This is a genomic window from Paenibacillus sp. SER-28, from assembly GCF_052906305.1.
Genome location: NZ_JBRECM010000010.1, coordinates 196,292 through 211,051, shown reverse-complemented (window position 1 = coordinate 211,051; position 14,760 = coordinate 196,292). Strand labels below are relative to the sequence as shown.

15 protein-coding genes and 3 tRNA genes are annotated in these 14,760 nt (G+C 48.0%); all 18 read left to right on the top strand.

The features are described 5' to 3' along the window. The first annotated feature begins 4 nt into the window (after positions 1-4). Positions 5-77 (top strand) — tRNA-Phe (locus ACUYLD_RS20745). A gap of 9 nt (positions 78-86) precedes the next feature. After that, positions 87-172 (top strand) — tRNA-Tyr (locus ACUYLD_RS20740). 7 nt (positions 173-179) lie between these two features. After that, a tRNA-Lys gene (locus tag ACUYLD_RS20735) sits at positions 180-252 on the top strand. Positions 253-411: 159 nt separating this feature from the next. Beyond that, positions 412-1,554, top strand: a complete 1,143-nt coding sequence (locus tag ACUYLD_RS20730; RefSeq protein WP_254351804.1) for a PucR family transcriptional regulator — start codon at positions 412-414, stop codon at positions 1,552-1,554. A gap of 103 nt (positions 1,555-1,657) precedes the next feature. Continuing rightward, a complete protein-coding gene (locus ACUYLD_RS20725; protein WP_250267154.1) occupies positions 1,658-2,782 on the top strand; it encodes an ABC transporter ATP-binding protein in 1,125 nt (374 codons plus the stop codon). A 348-nt stretch (positions 2,783-3,130) separates the two neighbouring features. Further along, a complete protein-coding gene (gene hprK, locus ACUYLD_RS20720) occupies positions 3,131-4,069 on the top strand; it encodes an HPr(Ser) kinase/phosphatase (RefSeq protein ID WP_013308232.1) in 939 nt (312 codons plus the stop codon). Between the two features lie 47 nt (positions 4,070-4,116). Next, positions 4,117-5,175 carry a prolipoprotein diacylglyceryl transferase gene (lgt, locus tag ACUYLD_RS20715; RefSeq protein ID WP_446675888.1) on the top strand — a complete coding sequence of 353 codons (1,059 nt, stop codon included), beginning with the start codon at positions 4,117-4,119 and terminating at the stop codon, positions 5,173-5,175. Continuing rightward, positions 5,172-5,825, top strand: coding sequence for a pyrophosphatase PpaX (gene ppaX, locus ACUYLD_RS20710; RefSeq protein WP_446675887.1), 654 nt, complete (start codon positions 5,172-5,174; stop codon positions 5,823-5,825). Before lgt ends, ppaX begins: the two co-directional genes overlap by 4 nt. Beyond that, positions 5,822-6,316, top strand: coding sequence for an acyltransferase (locus tag ACUYLD_RS20705; protein WP_134902363.1), 495 nt, complete (start codon positions 5,822-5,824; stop codon positions 6,314-6,316). The genes ppaX and ACUYLD_RS20705 overlap by 4 nt, the downstream gene beginning before the upstream one ends. Before the next feature lie 146 nt (positions 6,317-6,462). Beyond that, positions 6,463-7,617, top strand: coding sequence for an acyltransferase (locus ACUYLD_RS20700; RefSeq protein ID WP_446675886.1), 1,155 nt, complete (start codon positions 6,463-6,465; stop codon positions 7,615-7,617). 339 nt (positions 7,618-7,956) lie between these two features. Then, positions 7,957-9,162, top strand: a complete 1,206-nt coding sequence (locus ACUYLD_RS20695) for an ATP phosphoribosyltransferase regulatory subunit (protein ID WP_446675885.1) — start codon at positions 7,957-7,959, stop codon at positions 9,160-9,162. After that, a complete protein-coding gene (gene hisG, locus ACUYLD_RS20690; RefSeq protein ID WP_061830205.1) occupies positions 9,159-9,803 on the top strand; it encodes an ATP phosphoribosyltransferase in 645 nt (214 codons plus the stop codon). Before ACUYLD_RS20695 ends, hisG begins: the two co-directional genes overlap by 4 nt. A 69-nt stretch (positions 9,804-9,872) precedes the next feature. Then, positions 9,873-11,186 (top strand): histidinol dehydrogenase, encoded by a 1,314-nt coding sequence (gene hisD / locus ACUYLD_RS20685; protein ID WP_446675884.1) that lies wholly within the window; start codon positions 9,873-9,875, stop codon positions 11,184-11,186. Then, positions 11,170-11,778 (top strand): imidazoleglycerol-phosphate dehydratase HisB, encoded by a 609-nt coding sequence (gene hisB / locus ACUYLD_RS20680; protein WP_446675893.1) that lies wholly within the window; start codon positions 11,170-11,172, stop codon positions 11,776-11,778. Before hisD ends, hisB begins: the two co-directional genes overlap by 17 nt. 3 nt (positions 11,779-11,781) lie before the next feature. After that, entirely contained in the window at positions 11,782-12,411 is a 630-nt protein-coding gene (gene hisH / locus ACUYLD_RS20675; protein ID WP_069290799.1) for an imidazole glycerol phosphate synthase subunit HisH, read from the top strand. Positions 12,412-12,506: 95 nt separating this feature from the next. Continuing rightward, positions 12,507-13,238, top strand: a complete 732-nt coding sequence (gene hisA, locus ACUYLD_RS20670; protein WP_165179530.1) for a 1-(5-phosphoribosyl)-5-[(5-phosphoribosylamino)methylideneamino]imidazole-4-carboxamide isomerase — start codon at positions 12,507-12,509, stop codon at positions 13,236-13,238. A gap of 11 nt (positions 13,239-13,249) precedes the next feature. Continuing rightward, entirely contained in the window at positions 13,250-14,008 is a 759-nt protein-coding gene (gene hisF / locus ACUYLD_RS20665; RefSeq protein ID WP_254327312.1) for an imidazole glycerol phosphate synthase subunit HisF, read from the top strand. Next, complete coding sequence (gene hisIE / locus ACUYLD_RS20660; protein ID WP_446675883.1) at positions 14,005-14,736, top strand: bifunctional phosphoribosyl-AMP cyclohydrolase/phosphoribosyl-ATP diphosphatase HisIE; 732 nt, start codon at positions 14,005-14,007, stop codon at positions 14,734-14,736. The genes hisF and hisIE overlap by 4 nt, the downstream gene beginning before the upstream one ends. Positions 14,737-14,760: the final 24 nt, after the last annotated feature.

The following is a 14,760-nucleotide window of genomic DNA, read 5'->3' as shown; positions in this document are numbered from 1 at the left end:
ATATGGCTCGGTAGCTCAGTCGGTAGAGCAGAGGACTGAAAATCCTCGTGTCGGCGGTTCGATTCCGTCCCGAGCCACCTTTATATGGAGGATTAGCGAAGTGGCCAAACGCATCAGACTGTAAATCTGCTCCCTTACGGGTTCGGTGGTTCGAATCCATCATCCTCCACCAGTTTTACGAGCCATTAGCTCAGTTGGTAGAGCACCTGACTTTTAATCAGGGTGTCGAAGGTTCGAGTCCTTCATGGCTCATCAGAAGTCATCAACCTATAGTTGATGGCTTTTTTTGTGTTGTTTTAAGTTATGTTTTTATATAGCTTTTTTATTTTACGGTATCGACAGGTTATAATGAGTTCATTATGTTCGCTTAGTGCTTATTCTATATTCTAAAAAAAGTGAAGTGGTGATCGCGTGACTCTGAATACAGAATGGATTCAGCAACAGCTTCAGAATATTATTCAAGCGCCTTTTACCATAGTGCCTTGGTACCCGGAAATGATGGCAGAGGGAGAGACAGCCGATTCAGTTATACCGGATAGATCGTTTGTCCATGACAACAAGCTATATTTTCCGTTTCGTGCGTCGGCAGGTGAACTGGCTGCCTTTGTGGTAGAGGCCAGATATTTGACGGATCGAGAACGGAAACTGGTAGAAGCGCTATTGGGGAACATGGAGCAGGTCTGGCAGAACGGTCCACAATTGTCGGATAACCCAGTTTATAGCGAGGAAGAGCGGATGAATCGTTTTGGACAATGGCTCATACAGCAGGCTGCCAATCTAAACAGGGAAGAAGAGGTTCCTGATGAATTGCAGCTTCGTGATTCGCTATCAGCGTGCATGGTCCCGATTTTACTGAATGGCGAGGGAACACAGGAGGGGGCTATTACTTATACGCAGCTCCATCGATTGTTCGCGAGCTATTTTGGGGGGGAAGTGCTGCTTACTCCATTGGACGAACAGTCTTGGCTGATTATGGCTAAAAAGGAGCTTTTATTAGGAGCGGACGATGAACGGGATAAAGACACTGAATCCAGGGATGCAGATTTTACGGAATCGCTGGAGGAGGTTCTTACAGCTTTTAGCTTGGGCCTATATGAGCTTATTGCGAATGAGTGGGTGGGTGTATTCCATTTGGCGGTTTCTAAGCCTTCGATCCCTTTGCAAAGTCTTCCCCAAGAGCTGAATTTGTTATGGGAGACGATACATCTGGGCAAGATTTTTCATGTAACAGAGCACATCCACTTTTCATGGGAGCTTCATTTAGAAAGGCTGTTAAACCGCATTCCCAAGGAACAACGCGTACTATTTTTAGAACAGGTAATGAAATCATCTGTCATACTGGAAGACTCAGAAACGATGGCTACATTAGATATCTTTTTTCAATTGGATTGTAATGTGAGTGAGACAGCTAAGCGTCTCTATGTGCATCGAAATACATTGATTTACCGTTTGGACAAGATCAAACAGGAGACCGGATTGGACGTGCGGACGTTTAATGATGCAGTTTTGGTCAAGCTCTATCTGCTATTGTACAAAGTGACAAAAAGGAAATAGCATCTTTGTGCAGTTTGCGAATAGCCACGCTACAAGGACTAGGGTAAGATACAAGTAAGAAATGTATTCGATTTCATAACTTGATCTTAGGGAGGCAAATGCTATGGCTGGTGTACGTTTAGAGCATATTTTCAAAAAATATCCGGGTGCAGATAAAGCTACGGTTGTTGATGTCAATTTGGACATTCGAGATAAAGAATTCCTCGTATTGGTTGGTCCCTCCGGTTGCGGGAAGTCTACTACACTTCGTATGATTGCTGGTCTGGAGGAAATTTCAGATGGTAAATTGTACATTGGGGATCGCGTTGTGAATGACGTGGCTCCAAAGGACCGCGATATAGCGATGGTATTCCAATCCTACGCCCTGTATCCGCACATGAGCGTGTACCAGAACATGGCGTTTGGTCTGAAACTGCGCAAAGTTAAGAAAGAAGAAATCGACAAGAAAGTACGCGAAGCTGCCAAAATCCTCGATATCGAGCACTTGTTGGAACGTAAACCTAAGGCGCTGTCCGGTGGTCAACGCCAACGTGTCGCTCTGGGCCGTGCGATCGTCCGCGATCCTCAAGTCTTCCTGATGGATGAGCCGCTCTCCAACTTGGATGCTAAACTTCGTGGTCAAATGCGTGCTGAAATCACTAAACTGGTTAAACGCCTTGAAACCACTTGTATCTATGTAACACATGACCAGATTGAAGCCATGACGATGGGTGATCGGATTGTAGTTATGAAGGATGGTATTATCCAACAAGCTGCATCCCCAGATGAACTGTACAACCGTCCAGTGAATCTGTTCGTTGCTGGTTTTATCGGCTCTCCTACGATGAACTTTATCACAGGTCAGCTGGTTGAAAAAGCAGGTGCATTGCATTTTACTGCGCCAGGTCTGGATCTGTTCGTACCAGAAGGTAAAGGACAGATTTTAAAAGCGAAGGGCTATATCGGCAAAGATGTGATCTTGGGTATCCGTCCTGAGGATATTCATGAAGAGCCTGTATTCTTGGAGGCTTCTCCGAATACGATCTTTACATCCACTGTGGATGTAACGGAAAATCTCGGTCATGAAATGCTGTTGTACCTGAGCGGTGCCGGAAATGATACGATTATTGCCCGTGTAGACGGACGTTCCAATACTCGTGATGGTGTCAAAGCAAAGTTGGCTGTTGATATGAACAAGGTTCATATTTTTGATAAGGAATCGGAATTGAGTATTCTGGTTGGCGAATAAAATTTGCCTCTGGAAGAGAGTCGTAGTTTTCCCCAAGCGGAGAACTGCGACTCTTTTTGTATATCGTATACGGCTACTAGCTTCGGCATTGCATTCATTGGAAAATTCCGATACGATGGGTACAATGGTACAGGTCTACATGCAGGCAAGGTTCGTTGGCAGGAGTCCTAGATGGGATCAACCCAGCTGTCGGAATAGAGTTAGCCTGGAACCATAGTGTTAAATCAAGTGGAGTGTGGATTGATGCAGTGCAGCATAGACTGGCGTTGGGCTGTTGGTTAATAGGGTAAAGCTACATAAATCAAATGACGTATAGAATCCGGTGTTGCAGATGAAGGGGAGAATACAATGGCTAAACAGGTAAAGGTATCCGAGCTTGTACAGCAGTTTCAAATGGAAGTTATTTCTGGTGAAAAAGGTCTGCGAAGACTGATCACAGTGGATGATTTGAATCGCCCAGGTCTGGAGATGGCCGGGTATTTTGAATATCATACACAGGAGCGGGTACAGCTTCTGGGAAGGTCTGAGTTGGCTTTTCTGGGGATGCTTCCTCCTGAGGAGCGACGGGATCGGATGGAGCGTCTGTGTACAGAGCTGACTCCATGTATCATCATCACACGTGGTCTGGAGGTACCGGCTGAGTTAGTGGAGGCGAGCGCAGAGCGAGATATTCCTGTACTGCGCACTAATATGGCGACGACGATTTTATCAAGCCGCATCACAGGCTTTCTCGAAAGAAAGCTGGCTCCTACGGCGACTATTCATGGTGTACTATGTGACGTGTATGGCGTGGGAATGCTTATCACAGGAAGTAGTGGAATTGGTAAAAGTGAAACGGCGCTGGAGCTGGTTAAGCGTGGACATCGCTTGGTAGCAGATGATGCGGTAGAAATTCGGCAAACGTCCGATTTTCAGCTGCATGGTACAGCACCTGAGCTGATCCGTCACCTGTTGGAAATTCGTGGCGTGGGCATTATTAATGTGATGACGCTGTTTGGTGCTGGTGCAGTTCGTAACAACAAACGGATTACATTGGTTGTCCGTCTGGAGGCATGGCAGCAGGACAAGCAGTATGACCGTCTTGGTCTTGATGAGGAAACGACACGCATTATTGATACAGATGTTCCACTGGTTACGATCCCAGTTCGTCCGGGCCGAAACTTGGCTGTTATTATCGAGGTGGCGGCGATGAACTATCGTTTGAAACAAATGGGCGTTAATGCAGCCCTGCAATTTACAAACAAGCTGACTGCTACGATTTCTGAAGATATGGAAGAGATGGATTAAGTTTGGTTTGTTCGTTTGCAAGGAAGAACGAGGAGTGAGAGAAACATATGTCAACGGCAACATTACTGCTGAATCCGATCGCTTTTTCAATCGGGGCAATCAAGGTCCACTGGTATGGGCTTATTTTGGGGCTGGCGGCGCTTGTGGGTTTATATCTCGCCATCCGTGAAGGAAAAAGATTCGGTATTCCGCAGGACTTTTTTATGGATATGCTGCTTCTGGGTGTTCCATCAGCTATTATTGGAGCGCGTATTTATTATGTAGCCTTCAAATGGGAAGACTACCGAGATAATAATCTATGGGATGTTTTTAAAATTTGGAATGGCGGTATTGCGATATACGGTGCCTTGATCGGGGCCATTATATGTGCGGTCATTTATTTCCGGTATAAAGGGTATAACTTCTGGCGTATCGCTGATATTTGTGCACCAGGCCTACTGATCGGTCAAGCGATTGGACGCTGGGGTAATTTTGTCAATCAGGAAGCCTACGGTGGACCGACGGAAGAGACTTTTTTGCGAAATCAACTGCATCTGCCGGACTTCATTGTGAATCAGATGAACGTTAACGGGGTGTTTCATCACCCTACATTTTTATATGAATCACTGTGGAGTATTGTAGGTGTGATTTTGCTGCTCGTCATTCGTCGTATGAAATTTGTACGTGCAGGCGAAATGTTTGCGTTTTACTTCATTTGGTACTCGATTGGTCGTTTTTTCATCGAGCGTGTACGGACGGACAGTTTGGCTTTTCAGGGACCGGATTGGCTCGCTTCCTTTGTAAATGCCCTGTGGTCTCCTATGGTATGGTTAGGGTTTGAACCAGGGCATCTGGACCCAAGTTACGGTAACGTACGGATATCACAATTGCTGCCTATTTTCATTGTGGTAGCTGCCGTGATCTTCATTTTGGTTCGTCGCCGGAAGGGCACATCTGTTGCTCGGTATAGCGATCCGATTATCTCTAGCAAAGCGGGGATTGATCAGGTACCTGACGTGACGCCAGAACAGGTATCCCGTCCAGGACAAGATGCGGTTCCTCCAACAGCTACGGCGGATAAGCTACCTAAGGAAGACACGGACGAGGACAAGAAGGAGCATCTATGATAAATACGATTTTGTTTGATTTAGACGGCACCATCATGGATACGAATGAGTTGATTATTAGCACATTTCTACACATTTTGAATCATCCGGATGCTGATCCGCTGACGCGGGAGCATATTATTCCTCATATGGGTGGAACGCTGGACGATCAACTCCGTACTTTTTCGGGATTAACGGATGTATCTGGGCTAGTTAAGGACTACCGTGCTTATAATCAGATTCATCATGATCAAATGGTGAAGCCATTTCCATATGTCATTGAGGTTATTCAGGAGTTGCGTGCGAGAGGAATTAAGCTAGGGGTTGTGACCACTAAAATACGACCATCCACGATACGTGTACTTAATCTGTTCAATCTGACTTCCTCTATGGATTATATTGTGACGGTGGACGATGTAGAGCATCCTAAGCCACACGCTGAGCCAGTCCTTAAGGCCTTAGCAGGCTTGAATGCTGATGCAGAGCATACATTGATGGTCGGAGACAGTTCTTTTGATATTTTGTCAGCTCAGGCAGCAGGTGTGAAATCGGCTGGTGTAGCTTGGTCGCTCAAGGGCGAGGAAACTCTGCGCGGATATGGGCCTGACTACATGTTGTATGATATGCGGGATTTGCTGAAGCTGGAGCTTCAAGGTGTCAACGTATCGTGAGAAAGGTGAACCGCTATCCTGTAGAAGGTCCCAATGCGTTGTGGCAGATTTATCGGACGGTGAGCCGCTGGAAAGGCATTAAGAACTTTATTTTTATACAGATTGCCCGGTATTGTCCTGTGCTTTCTCTGAAAAACGTCATTTACCGCAGAATGCTGGGAATGAAGGTGGGGCAACATGCGGCCTTCGGCCTGATGGTGATGGTGGATGTTTTTTTTCCGGAGCATATTACGATAGGGAACAATTCGGTCATTGGATATAACACGACGATACTGGCTCATGAATACCTCATTGAGGAGTATCGTATCGGTAAAGTGGTGATTGGTGATCATGTGCTGATCGGCGCCAACACAACCATTCTGCCGGGTGTCACCATTGGTGACGGAGCTATCGTAGCGGCTGGAGCGGTCGTGCATAAAGACGTGCCCGCAGGTGCATTTGTGGGTGGCAATCCGTTGCGTGATTTAAGACGCTCTGGTGTGGATGAGTAGTAAATAGCACAATAAGGAAGGCCCCTTATGTATTAAGGGGTCTTTCTTGTGTTGTTTTTCTGTATAATAAGTGGGTAATGCATGTTGATTATGTTTAAAAATTGATAAAAGACATATTTGCAAGGCGATATGGGGAGCGTGTTGATTTGGTCAAAAAAGAACGTATACCAGAGCTTGATATTTACCGGGGAATATTAATTGCAGCCGTTGTTACCATTCATGCGACTTCAATGGCTTTAATTGATGCGCGTCATTCTCTATTGTTTTATCCTTTTCTATTTTTAAATATGTTTAGTAGCTTTGCGGTGCCCGTATTTATTTTTGTGAGCGGATTTGTTTTATTTTACAATTATGTCGATAGGCCGCTTCGTGGTAAGAATATGCTTCTATTTTTCCGAAAAAGACTGATGTTTATTGTGTTACCGTACGTTTTGTTTTCTCTTGTGTATTATTTGACCTTGGTAACACGTGGGTTGATGCCGCTCAGTGATCTTCCACTCGTGCTGTTAACGGGAAAGGCATACACGCATTTGTATTATGTCATCATCATCATCCAATTTTATTTGGTCTTCCCGCTGTTGTTGTGGGGAGTGCAGCGCTTATGTCATTGGATATCGAGTCCACGGAGAGCAGCCTGTATCATTCTGACAGTAGGGTTAGCCATTCAATGGGGATTCGTATTGCTGAACAAATACGTTTGGCAAGAGGAAAGAGGAAGTCTTGCGATTACGTATATCAGTTATTTTGCCTTGGGCGCAGCTGTAGCGATTGGATATGAAGGGTTTAAAAAGTGGCTTTTTCCAGTGTCAGGTACAGTAATTAGACGTGGTCAGTTGATCAGTTGGTGGGGGTTGTGGGCGGCTTGGCTACTCGTGGGTATAGCTTATGTACAAATATGGTTTGTAGCATATCGCAAAGGCATCTATGCAGACTCACTGATCTATGAACTACTCCGTAATGCACATGCCCTCGTATCTGCATTAGTGTTGTTTCAGTGCTCGGTTTTATTATATCGTCATACTAATGATAGGCTGCGAATGTTAATCAGTTGGTTGGGGGCATGTTCTTTCGGTATTTATTTACTTCACCCGGCGTTACTGCGGGTGTATCGCAAGTTAGATTTGCATGGAACACCGATAGAATATATCTTCTCCGTTGCCGGTGGATGGTTGTTGGCGCTGTTTGGCTCATGGCTGATTGTGACGTTGTGTTTTCGATATGTTCCATTTGCATGGATCGGTTTGGGCACGGTTCCGAAGTTTCCTTCCCGGAGTAAAGATGAACAGGTGAATAATAGCTAAATATTTTGATTTGGACTGTTAGCTTAAAGCTGGCAGTCTTTTTTTAGAGTATAGAGTTTTTAAATTTTCAGTGGAGCTGAACAACTCTATATGCACAAAAAAATTAACGTAGGCGCGGTCTTGCTCCGTGAAAATACGTTGATAGATGTTTTTCATATAGGATTCATGTATTTTGCATTGGATAAAATATAGAGAGGGCAGCAGCTTGGCGAATCTGTAAAAAAGGGCTGCGCCGTTCGGTTGACGTTCACAAGTAGAGCATGATAATATATCGAATATACTTTAGTTTGTTAGCACTTTACCATGATAAAGATATTGTGAAATCATGAGGTGATAGAGATGTCTAAGCCAAAAGGATTCGAGATCCCTGTAGGGGTTCGAGATTATCTTCCGCGTGCAGTGTCGAAGCTGCGGGCCATTGAACTGAATGTACTCGAATGCATGGAGCGTTGGGGTTACCGCCAGATTATGACGCCTACGATGGAATACTACGATACGGTGGGAGTGGCTAGTTCTACTTCCGATCGGAAGCTGTTTAAATTACTCAATAACCGGGGGACCACGTTGGTGCTGCGATCGGATATGACCGCTCCAATTGCACGGGTGGTATCTTCGTTGCTAAAGGAAGAGGAAGTACCTCTCCGACTTTCCTATCACGCAAATGTATTTCGGGCGATTGAGGAAGAGGCAGGAAGAGAAGCGGAGTTTTTTCAGACGGGTGTGGAACTGGTGGGTGATGATTCACCTGAGGCTGATGCAGAAGTTGTAGCATTGGCAATTGCATCATTACAGGCAGCAGGGGTGACCTCTTTTAAAATTGCGATGGGGCATGTGGGATTCCTGAACGGTTTGTTTGAGGAAATCATTCCAGGCCGCCAGGCTGAACAACAAGCGCTAAAGGAACTATTGCTCAGTCGTGATGTAGTGGGCTACCGAACAGCGATTGAAGCTTTGGGCTTGGCTCCCGAACATCGGGATAAACTTGAGGCTATTCTGCGGCTGCGCGGTGGAAAGGAAATTTGCGAACAGGCTACTCGTCTTAGTGTGGAGCAGCAGACGATTCAATCCATTGCACATTTGTGTGAGGTATGGGAAGTGCTGGAGGCTTACGGCGTATCTGAGCATGTGTTAATCGACCTTACCATGATTGGGGATTTCTCATATTATACAGGAATGACTTTTGAGGGCTATGCGGCGGAGATTGGGTTTCCCGTATGCAACGGAGGTCGCTATGACAATCTGCTTCAGCAGTTTGGTCGATCCGTACCTGCAACGGGATTTGCATTGAAGACAAACCGGATCGTCGATGGTGTGGATGGTATCCAAATGGAGACGAAGCTTCCTGTACTTATCCGCTATGACGAACAGGGACGCCAAGAGGCGTTATCCGTAGCGGCAGAGCTACGCGCAACAGGTCTTACTGTGGTGACAGGGCTCACGGGTGGCCCGGAAGACCGACGCCGTGAGCAGCAGGGCCTGTACGCAGAGGTATACAGCTATACAGCTGAAGGAAGACAGCCAGTACAAAGGAGGGAATTGCCATGACGGAAACATTGAAGGTAGCCATGCCAAAGGGACGGATTTATAAGCAGGCTTCTGAGCTGTTTCGCCGAGCAGGGGTTCCCATTCCGCTGGATGTGGACGAGACGCGCAAGCTGGTCATCCCACTGCCCGAGCTGGGTATGGAATTTATTATGGCGAAGCCCGTTGATGTTCCTACGTATGTGGAGTACGGGGCGGCGGACATCGGCATTGTGGGCAAGGATGTTTTGCTGGAAGAAAACAAGGATGTGTATGAACTGCTGGATCTCGGGATAGCCCGTTGTCGGATGTCGGTGATTGCTTTACCAGATTGGCAGCCAGGTATTCGTCAGCGGGTCGCTACAAAATATCCGAATGTGGCTTCCCAGTATTTTCGGGAGCAAGGCCAGCAGGTGGAGGTTATTAAGCTGAATGGCTCCATTGAGCTGGCGCCGTTAATTGGTCTGGCAGACCGCATTGTTGATATGGTGGAAACGGGTCAGACCTTGCGGGAGAATGGATTGGTCGAGCAGATCAGCATACTGGATATTACCAGTCGCCTGATTGCCAATCGGGTCAGCTACCGGATGAAAAACAGCTCGATTCAGGCATTGTGTGATCGATTGCATCAGGTGATTCCAAATGCGGTGGCACCCCGGGAGTAAATGGACTAAAGGAATAAGCGAAGGGTTAAAGGGGCATTCTGCAAGCTGCAAGTAAGGGGGAATGGACAAATGAAGATCGTATCAGCCCGTGATTTCAGTCTCCAACGGGAGGTGGATTACGGCACACCTGAGCAAAATGAGGCTGTGCGTACCATTATTCAGTCGGTACGCCAAGAGGGGGATGAGGCTGTCCTGCGGTATACGCAATCGTTTGATGGTGTATCGCTGATAGCAGAGCAACTTCGTGTGACGGAGGAAGAATTGAAGGTGGCATATGATAAGGTAGAGCCTTCTTTTTTACAGGCGATTCGAGAGGCAGCGGATAATATCCGTGCTTTTCACGTGAAGCAAAAACGTAATTCGTGGATGGACTTACAGCCAGATGGTAGCTTGCTCGGTCAAATTATCCGACCGTTGAAACGTGTAGGCGTGTATGTTCCGGGCGGTAAAGCAGCCTATCCATCCTCGGTGCTGATGAATGTTATTCCCGCTCAGGTGGCTGGTGTACCGGAGATTGTCATGGTGACCCCCCCGGCGACGGGCGGCAAGGCAGGGATAGATCCATATACACTGGTGGCTGCGGCAGAGGCTGGTGTAACGGAAATATATAGGGTTGGCGGAGCGCAGGCGATCGCCTCTCTCGCTTACGGAACACATAGCATTGAGCCAGTCGATAAAATTTGCGGTCCAGGCAACATTTATGTAGCGTTGGCGAAGCGCGAGGTGTATGGCGCGGTGGATATCGACAGTATAGCGGGACCAAGTGAAATTGTTGTGTTGGCTGACGATACAGCAAATGCCTCTTATGTAGCAGCTGACCTGCTTTCACAAGCAGAACATGACGAAATGGCCTCAGCCATACTGGTTACGCCTTCGCAACGCTTGGCCGAAGATGTATCAGGTGAAGTACAGCGCCAATTGGCGGAGCTGCCGCGCAGAGATATTGCTGCTGCATCGGTGGAGGCATATGGGGCTATCATTGTCGTCGACACTTTGGAAGAGGGCATCCATATTGTAAACCGACTGGCGCCGGAACATTTGGAAATTATGACAGAGCAGCCGATGGAGCATGTGGGTCTGATTGAAAACGCGGGAGCTATTTTCCTAGGAGCATACAGCTCGGAGCCAGTAGGCGATTATTTTGCCGGACCTAACCACATTATCCCGACGAATGGAACGGCGCGGTTTTCTTCGCCAGTGGATATTGATGATTTTATCAAGAAGTCGAGTATGATCTATTACAGCAAGGAAGCACTGCTGCGCAATGGAGAGACGATTATGCAGCTTGCCCGCCATGAAGGACTGGAAGGACACGCACGGGCGATACAAGTTCGATTGGACAATGAAAGGAAGGCGGTGGATGGCGATGGGGAACGAAAATAACGTAACAGAACGTACAGGCAGCGTCAGCCGAAAGACGAACGAAACGGATATTCAGCTATCTTTTGCAGTAGACGGCACAGGGCAGGCTGAGATTGAAACGGATGTCCCGTTTCTGAATCACATGCTGGATTTATTCACCAAGCACGGACACTTTGACCTGAATGTACAGGCCAGAGGGGATGTTGATATCGACGATCATCATACCGTAGAGGATATTGGTATTTGTCTGGGGCAAACCTTGCTGGAAGCGTTGGGTGATAAAAAAGGAATCAAGCGCTACGCCAGCGTCTTTGTACCGATGGATGAGGCGCTCGCGCAGGTTGCCATTGATCTGAGTAACCGCCCTCACTTTGAGTATCGTGCGGAGTATCCGTCACAGCAGGTAGGGAGTTTTTCGACGGAGCTGGTGCATGAATTTTTGTGGAAATTTGCGTTGGAGGCTCGCATGACGCTACACGTCATCGTTCACTACGGGCAAAATACCCACCATATGATTGAGGCGGTGTTCAAAGCGCTGGGACGTGCACTGGATGAAGCGACATCCATTGATCCGCGGGTGACGGGAGTGCCTTCAACGAAGGGAGTGCTGTAGTCCATGTCCATTGCTATTGTGGATTACGGCAGAGGCAATCTGCATAGTGTGAGCAAGGCGGTTGAACGTCTTGGCTATGAGGCTGTAGTAACGGGAGATGCCCAAGTGATTCGTTCCTCCAGCGGTGTGATTTTGCCGGGTGTAGGGGCATTCGGGGACGCTATGGAGCATTTGCGTTCCAGCGGATTGGATCGGGTAATTCAGGAGGTTGCCAGCGCTGGACAACCACTGCTCGGTGTTTGTCTAGGAATGCAACTGTTGTTCACTCGTGGTGAAGAATACGGCAGTCACGAAGGGCTTAATATTTTACCAGGCGAGGTCGTTCGATTTGCTCCTGATCTGGGGGTTAAAGTGCCGCATATGGGCTGGAATCGTCTGTGTATGATTCAGCCGGACCACCCGTTGTTACAGGGCTTGGAGGAAGGACATGTGTATTTTGTGCATTCCTATCATGCGAAGCCGGAGGTCGAAAGTGACCTGCTGGCGGTGACCGATTATGGCGGGCCCGTAACAGCTATCGTGGGCAGAGGCCATGTATATGGCATGCAGTTCCACCCAGAGAAAAGCGGGGCAATGGGGATGCGACTGCTTCGTCAGTTTTTGGAACTAGCGGAAGTGGAAAAGCGAGCGTAACGATTCGTGAGTATGCAGTTGGTGGTACGCCCACTTTGGTCGTTGATTGATGTAAAGGCATATAGATGTTGAATAGCTCACAAGGGGGTCATACTTTGTTCACGATATACCCGGCGATTGATATTCGCGATGGCAAATGTGTACGACTGGTACAAGGAGATTATAACCAGGAGACGATATACAACGAAAACCCGGTGGAGGTTGCCCAAGAATGGGAGCGTTTGGGCGGCTCCTACATTCATTTGGTTGATTTGGACGGTGCTAAAGCAGGTCAACCGGTGAACGATGAGCTCATTGGGCGCATCGCTTCTGCGGTGCAAGTGCCTGTACAAGTGGGTGGCGGCTTGCGTACACGTGAACATGTAGAGCGACTGTTGTCGCTGGGCGTGAGCCGTGTGATCTTGGGTACGGCAGCGATTGAGGACCGTGCTTTTACGGAAGCGGTATTGGGTACCTACGGTGATCGGATCGCCATTGGTCTGGATGCACGGAATGGCTATGTGGCCACGCGCGGATGGCTTGAAACCTCGGAGGTTCGAGCGGACGAATTGGCTGCTGAGTTGGCCTCCAAGGGAGCTGAAACGTTCATTTTTACAGACATTTCCCGCGACGGAATGATGCAAGGCCCGAATGTGGAGGCGATCGTAGCGCTTGCGAAAAGCAGTCGACGAACCGTGATCGCTTCCGGCGGTGTCAGCAAGATGGACGATCTAATCACGCTGAGCACCTATGCGAAAGAGGGTGTAGGCGGTGCTATTGTGGGTAAGGCATTGTATACGGGCAGCATTGATTTACAGGTCGCCGTACAAGCTGTAGCAAAGGCATAGGGGGAGTAGGCATGCTGGCTAAACGTATTATTCCCTGCTTGGATGTAAAGGATGGCAGGGTGGTTAAGGGCGTTAATTTTGTGAACTTACGCGATGCAGGCGATCCGGTGGAATTGGCGGCACTTTATGATCGAGAAGGGGCGGACGAAATCGTATTTCTGGATATTTCTGCTTCAGTTGAAGGGCGTGCCACCATGGAAGAAGTAGTTCGTCAGACAGCCGGGGAAATTGCCATTCCTTTCACCGTAGGTGGCGGGATATCTCATGTCGATGATATGAAACGCATTTTGCGTGCCGGAGCTGATAAAATCGGCGTAAATACGGCAGCTGTCCGTAACCCTCAGTTGATTGCGGAGGGTGCGCGCAGCTTTGGCTCACAATGTATCGTTGTTGCCATTGATGCCAAGTACAACGAGGCGTGGGACGAGTGGGAAGTGTATACACACGGAGGTCGCACGCCATCTGGTATCCGAGCCTTGGCCTGGGCCAAGGAAGCTGAACAGTTGGGAGCCGGTGAGATTCTGCTGACCAGCATGAATGCGGACGGAACCAAGGACGGCTTTGACCTGCCACTGACTTCCGCGGTATCGGATACCGTCGGGATTCCAGTTATCGCTTCTGGCGGAGCAGGAAAACAGGAGCATTTCTATGACGTGTTTACGGCGGGTAAAGCGGATGCTGGATTAGCAGCAACGATTTTTCATTATAAAGAAATAGGAATCCCTGAGCTAAAACGGGATTTGAAGCGCAGAGGAGTGGAGATACGATGAGCAACGAATTGAACCAACAGCTATCTCTGGAGCAGATACTGGATAATGTACGCTGGAATGAGGCAGGACTTGTCTCGGCGATTGTGCAGGATGATGCTACGCTTCAGGTGCTTACGCTGGCCTACATGAACCGCGAGTCGCTGAAACTATCTTTGGAGTCGGGAGAGACCTGGTTCTGGTCACGTTCCAGACAGGAGCTGTGGCACAAGGGGGCTACTTCGGGGAATACACAAAAAATCACCTCCATCCAGCTGGATTGTGACGGTGATGCCCTGTTGGTACGTGTCATTCCGAGCGGTCCTGCCTGTCATACAGGAGCAACGAGCTGTTTTTTTCGTAATATTTCCGCGCTAGGAACGGCTGTAGCACCTATTGCAGGAAATGCAGTAGACCACACGTTGGTAAATGATGTTTCCAGTGCTTCAGCAGACCGCTTTGAGGTACTTGCCCAGCTGGAGGCGATTATTAAGGAGCGCGAAGAGACACGTCCTGAAGGGGCCTACACGACTTATCTTTTTGATAAAGGTGTAGATAAAATCTTGAAAAAGGTTGGCGAAGAAGCATCCGAGACAATCATTGCCGCCAAAAATAAAGATAATGACGAACTGCGCCTGGAGGTCAGCGATTTGATTTATCACCTGCTGGTGCTGTTGCAGGAGCGCAAGCTACCGCTCGATGACGTTCTGGCTGAGCTGAATCGCCGTCATGAACGTCCTCGTCGTGATTAGTACGGTTTGTTGTAGTGTTGAAAG

What these genes read in the sequence shown, in the direction of transcription:
- ACUYLD_RS20725 (WP_250267154.1), top strand. Translation starts at nt 1,658, where the DNA reads ATGGCTGGTGTACGTTTAGAGCATATTTTCAAAAAATATCCGGGTGCA.
- hprK (WP_013308232.1), top strand. Translation starts at nt 3,131, where the DNA reads ATGGCTAAACAGGTAAAGGTATCCGAGCTTGTACAGCAGTTTCAAATG.
- lgt (WP_446675888.1), top strand. Translation starts at nt 4,117, where the DNA reads ATGTCAACGGCAACATTACTGCTGAATCCGATCGCTTTTTCAATCGGG.
- ppaX (WP_446675887.1), top strand. Translation starts at nt 5,172, where the DNA reads ATGATAAATACGATTTTGTTTGATTTAGACGGCACCATCATGGATACG.
- ACUYLD_RS20695 (WP_446675885.1), top strand. Translation starts at nt 7,957, where the DNA reads ATGTCTAAGCCAAAAGGATTCGAGATCCCTGTAGGGGTTCGAGATTAT.
- hisG (WP_061830205.1), top strand. Translation starts at nt 9,159, where the DNA reads ATGACGGAAACATTGAAGGTAGCCATGCCAAAGGGACGGATTTATAAG.
- hisD (WP_446675884.1), top strand. Translation starts at nt 9,873, where the DNA reads ATGAAGATCGTATCAGCCCGTGATTTCAGTCTCCAACGGGAGGTGGAT.
- hisB (WP_446675893.1), top strand. Translation starts at nt 11,170, where the DNA reads ATGGGGAACGAAAATAACGTAACAGAACGTACAGGCAGCGTCAGCCGA.
- hisH (WP_069290799.1), top strand. Translation starts at nt 11,782, where the DNA reads ATGTCCATTGCTATTGTGGATTACGGCAGAGGCAATCTGCATAGTGTG.
- hisF (WP_254327312.1), top strand. Translation starts at nt 13,250, where the DNA reads ATGCTGGCTAAACGTATTATTCCCTGCTTGGATGTAAAGGATGGCAGG.
- hisIE (WP_446675883.1), top strand. Translation starts at nt 14,005, where the DNA reads ATGAGCAACGAATTGAACCAACAGCTATCTCTGGAGCAGATACTGGAT.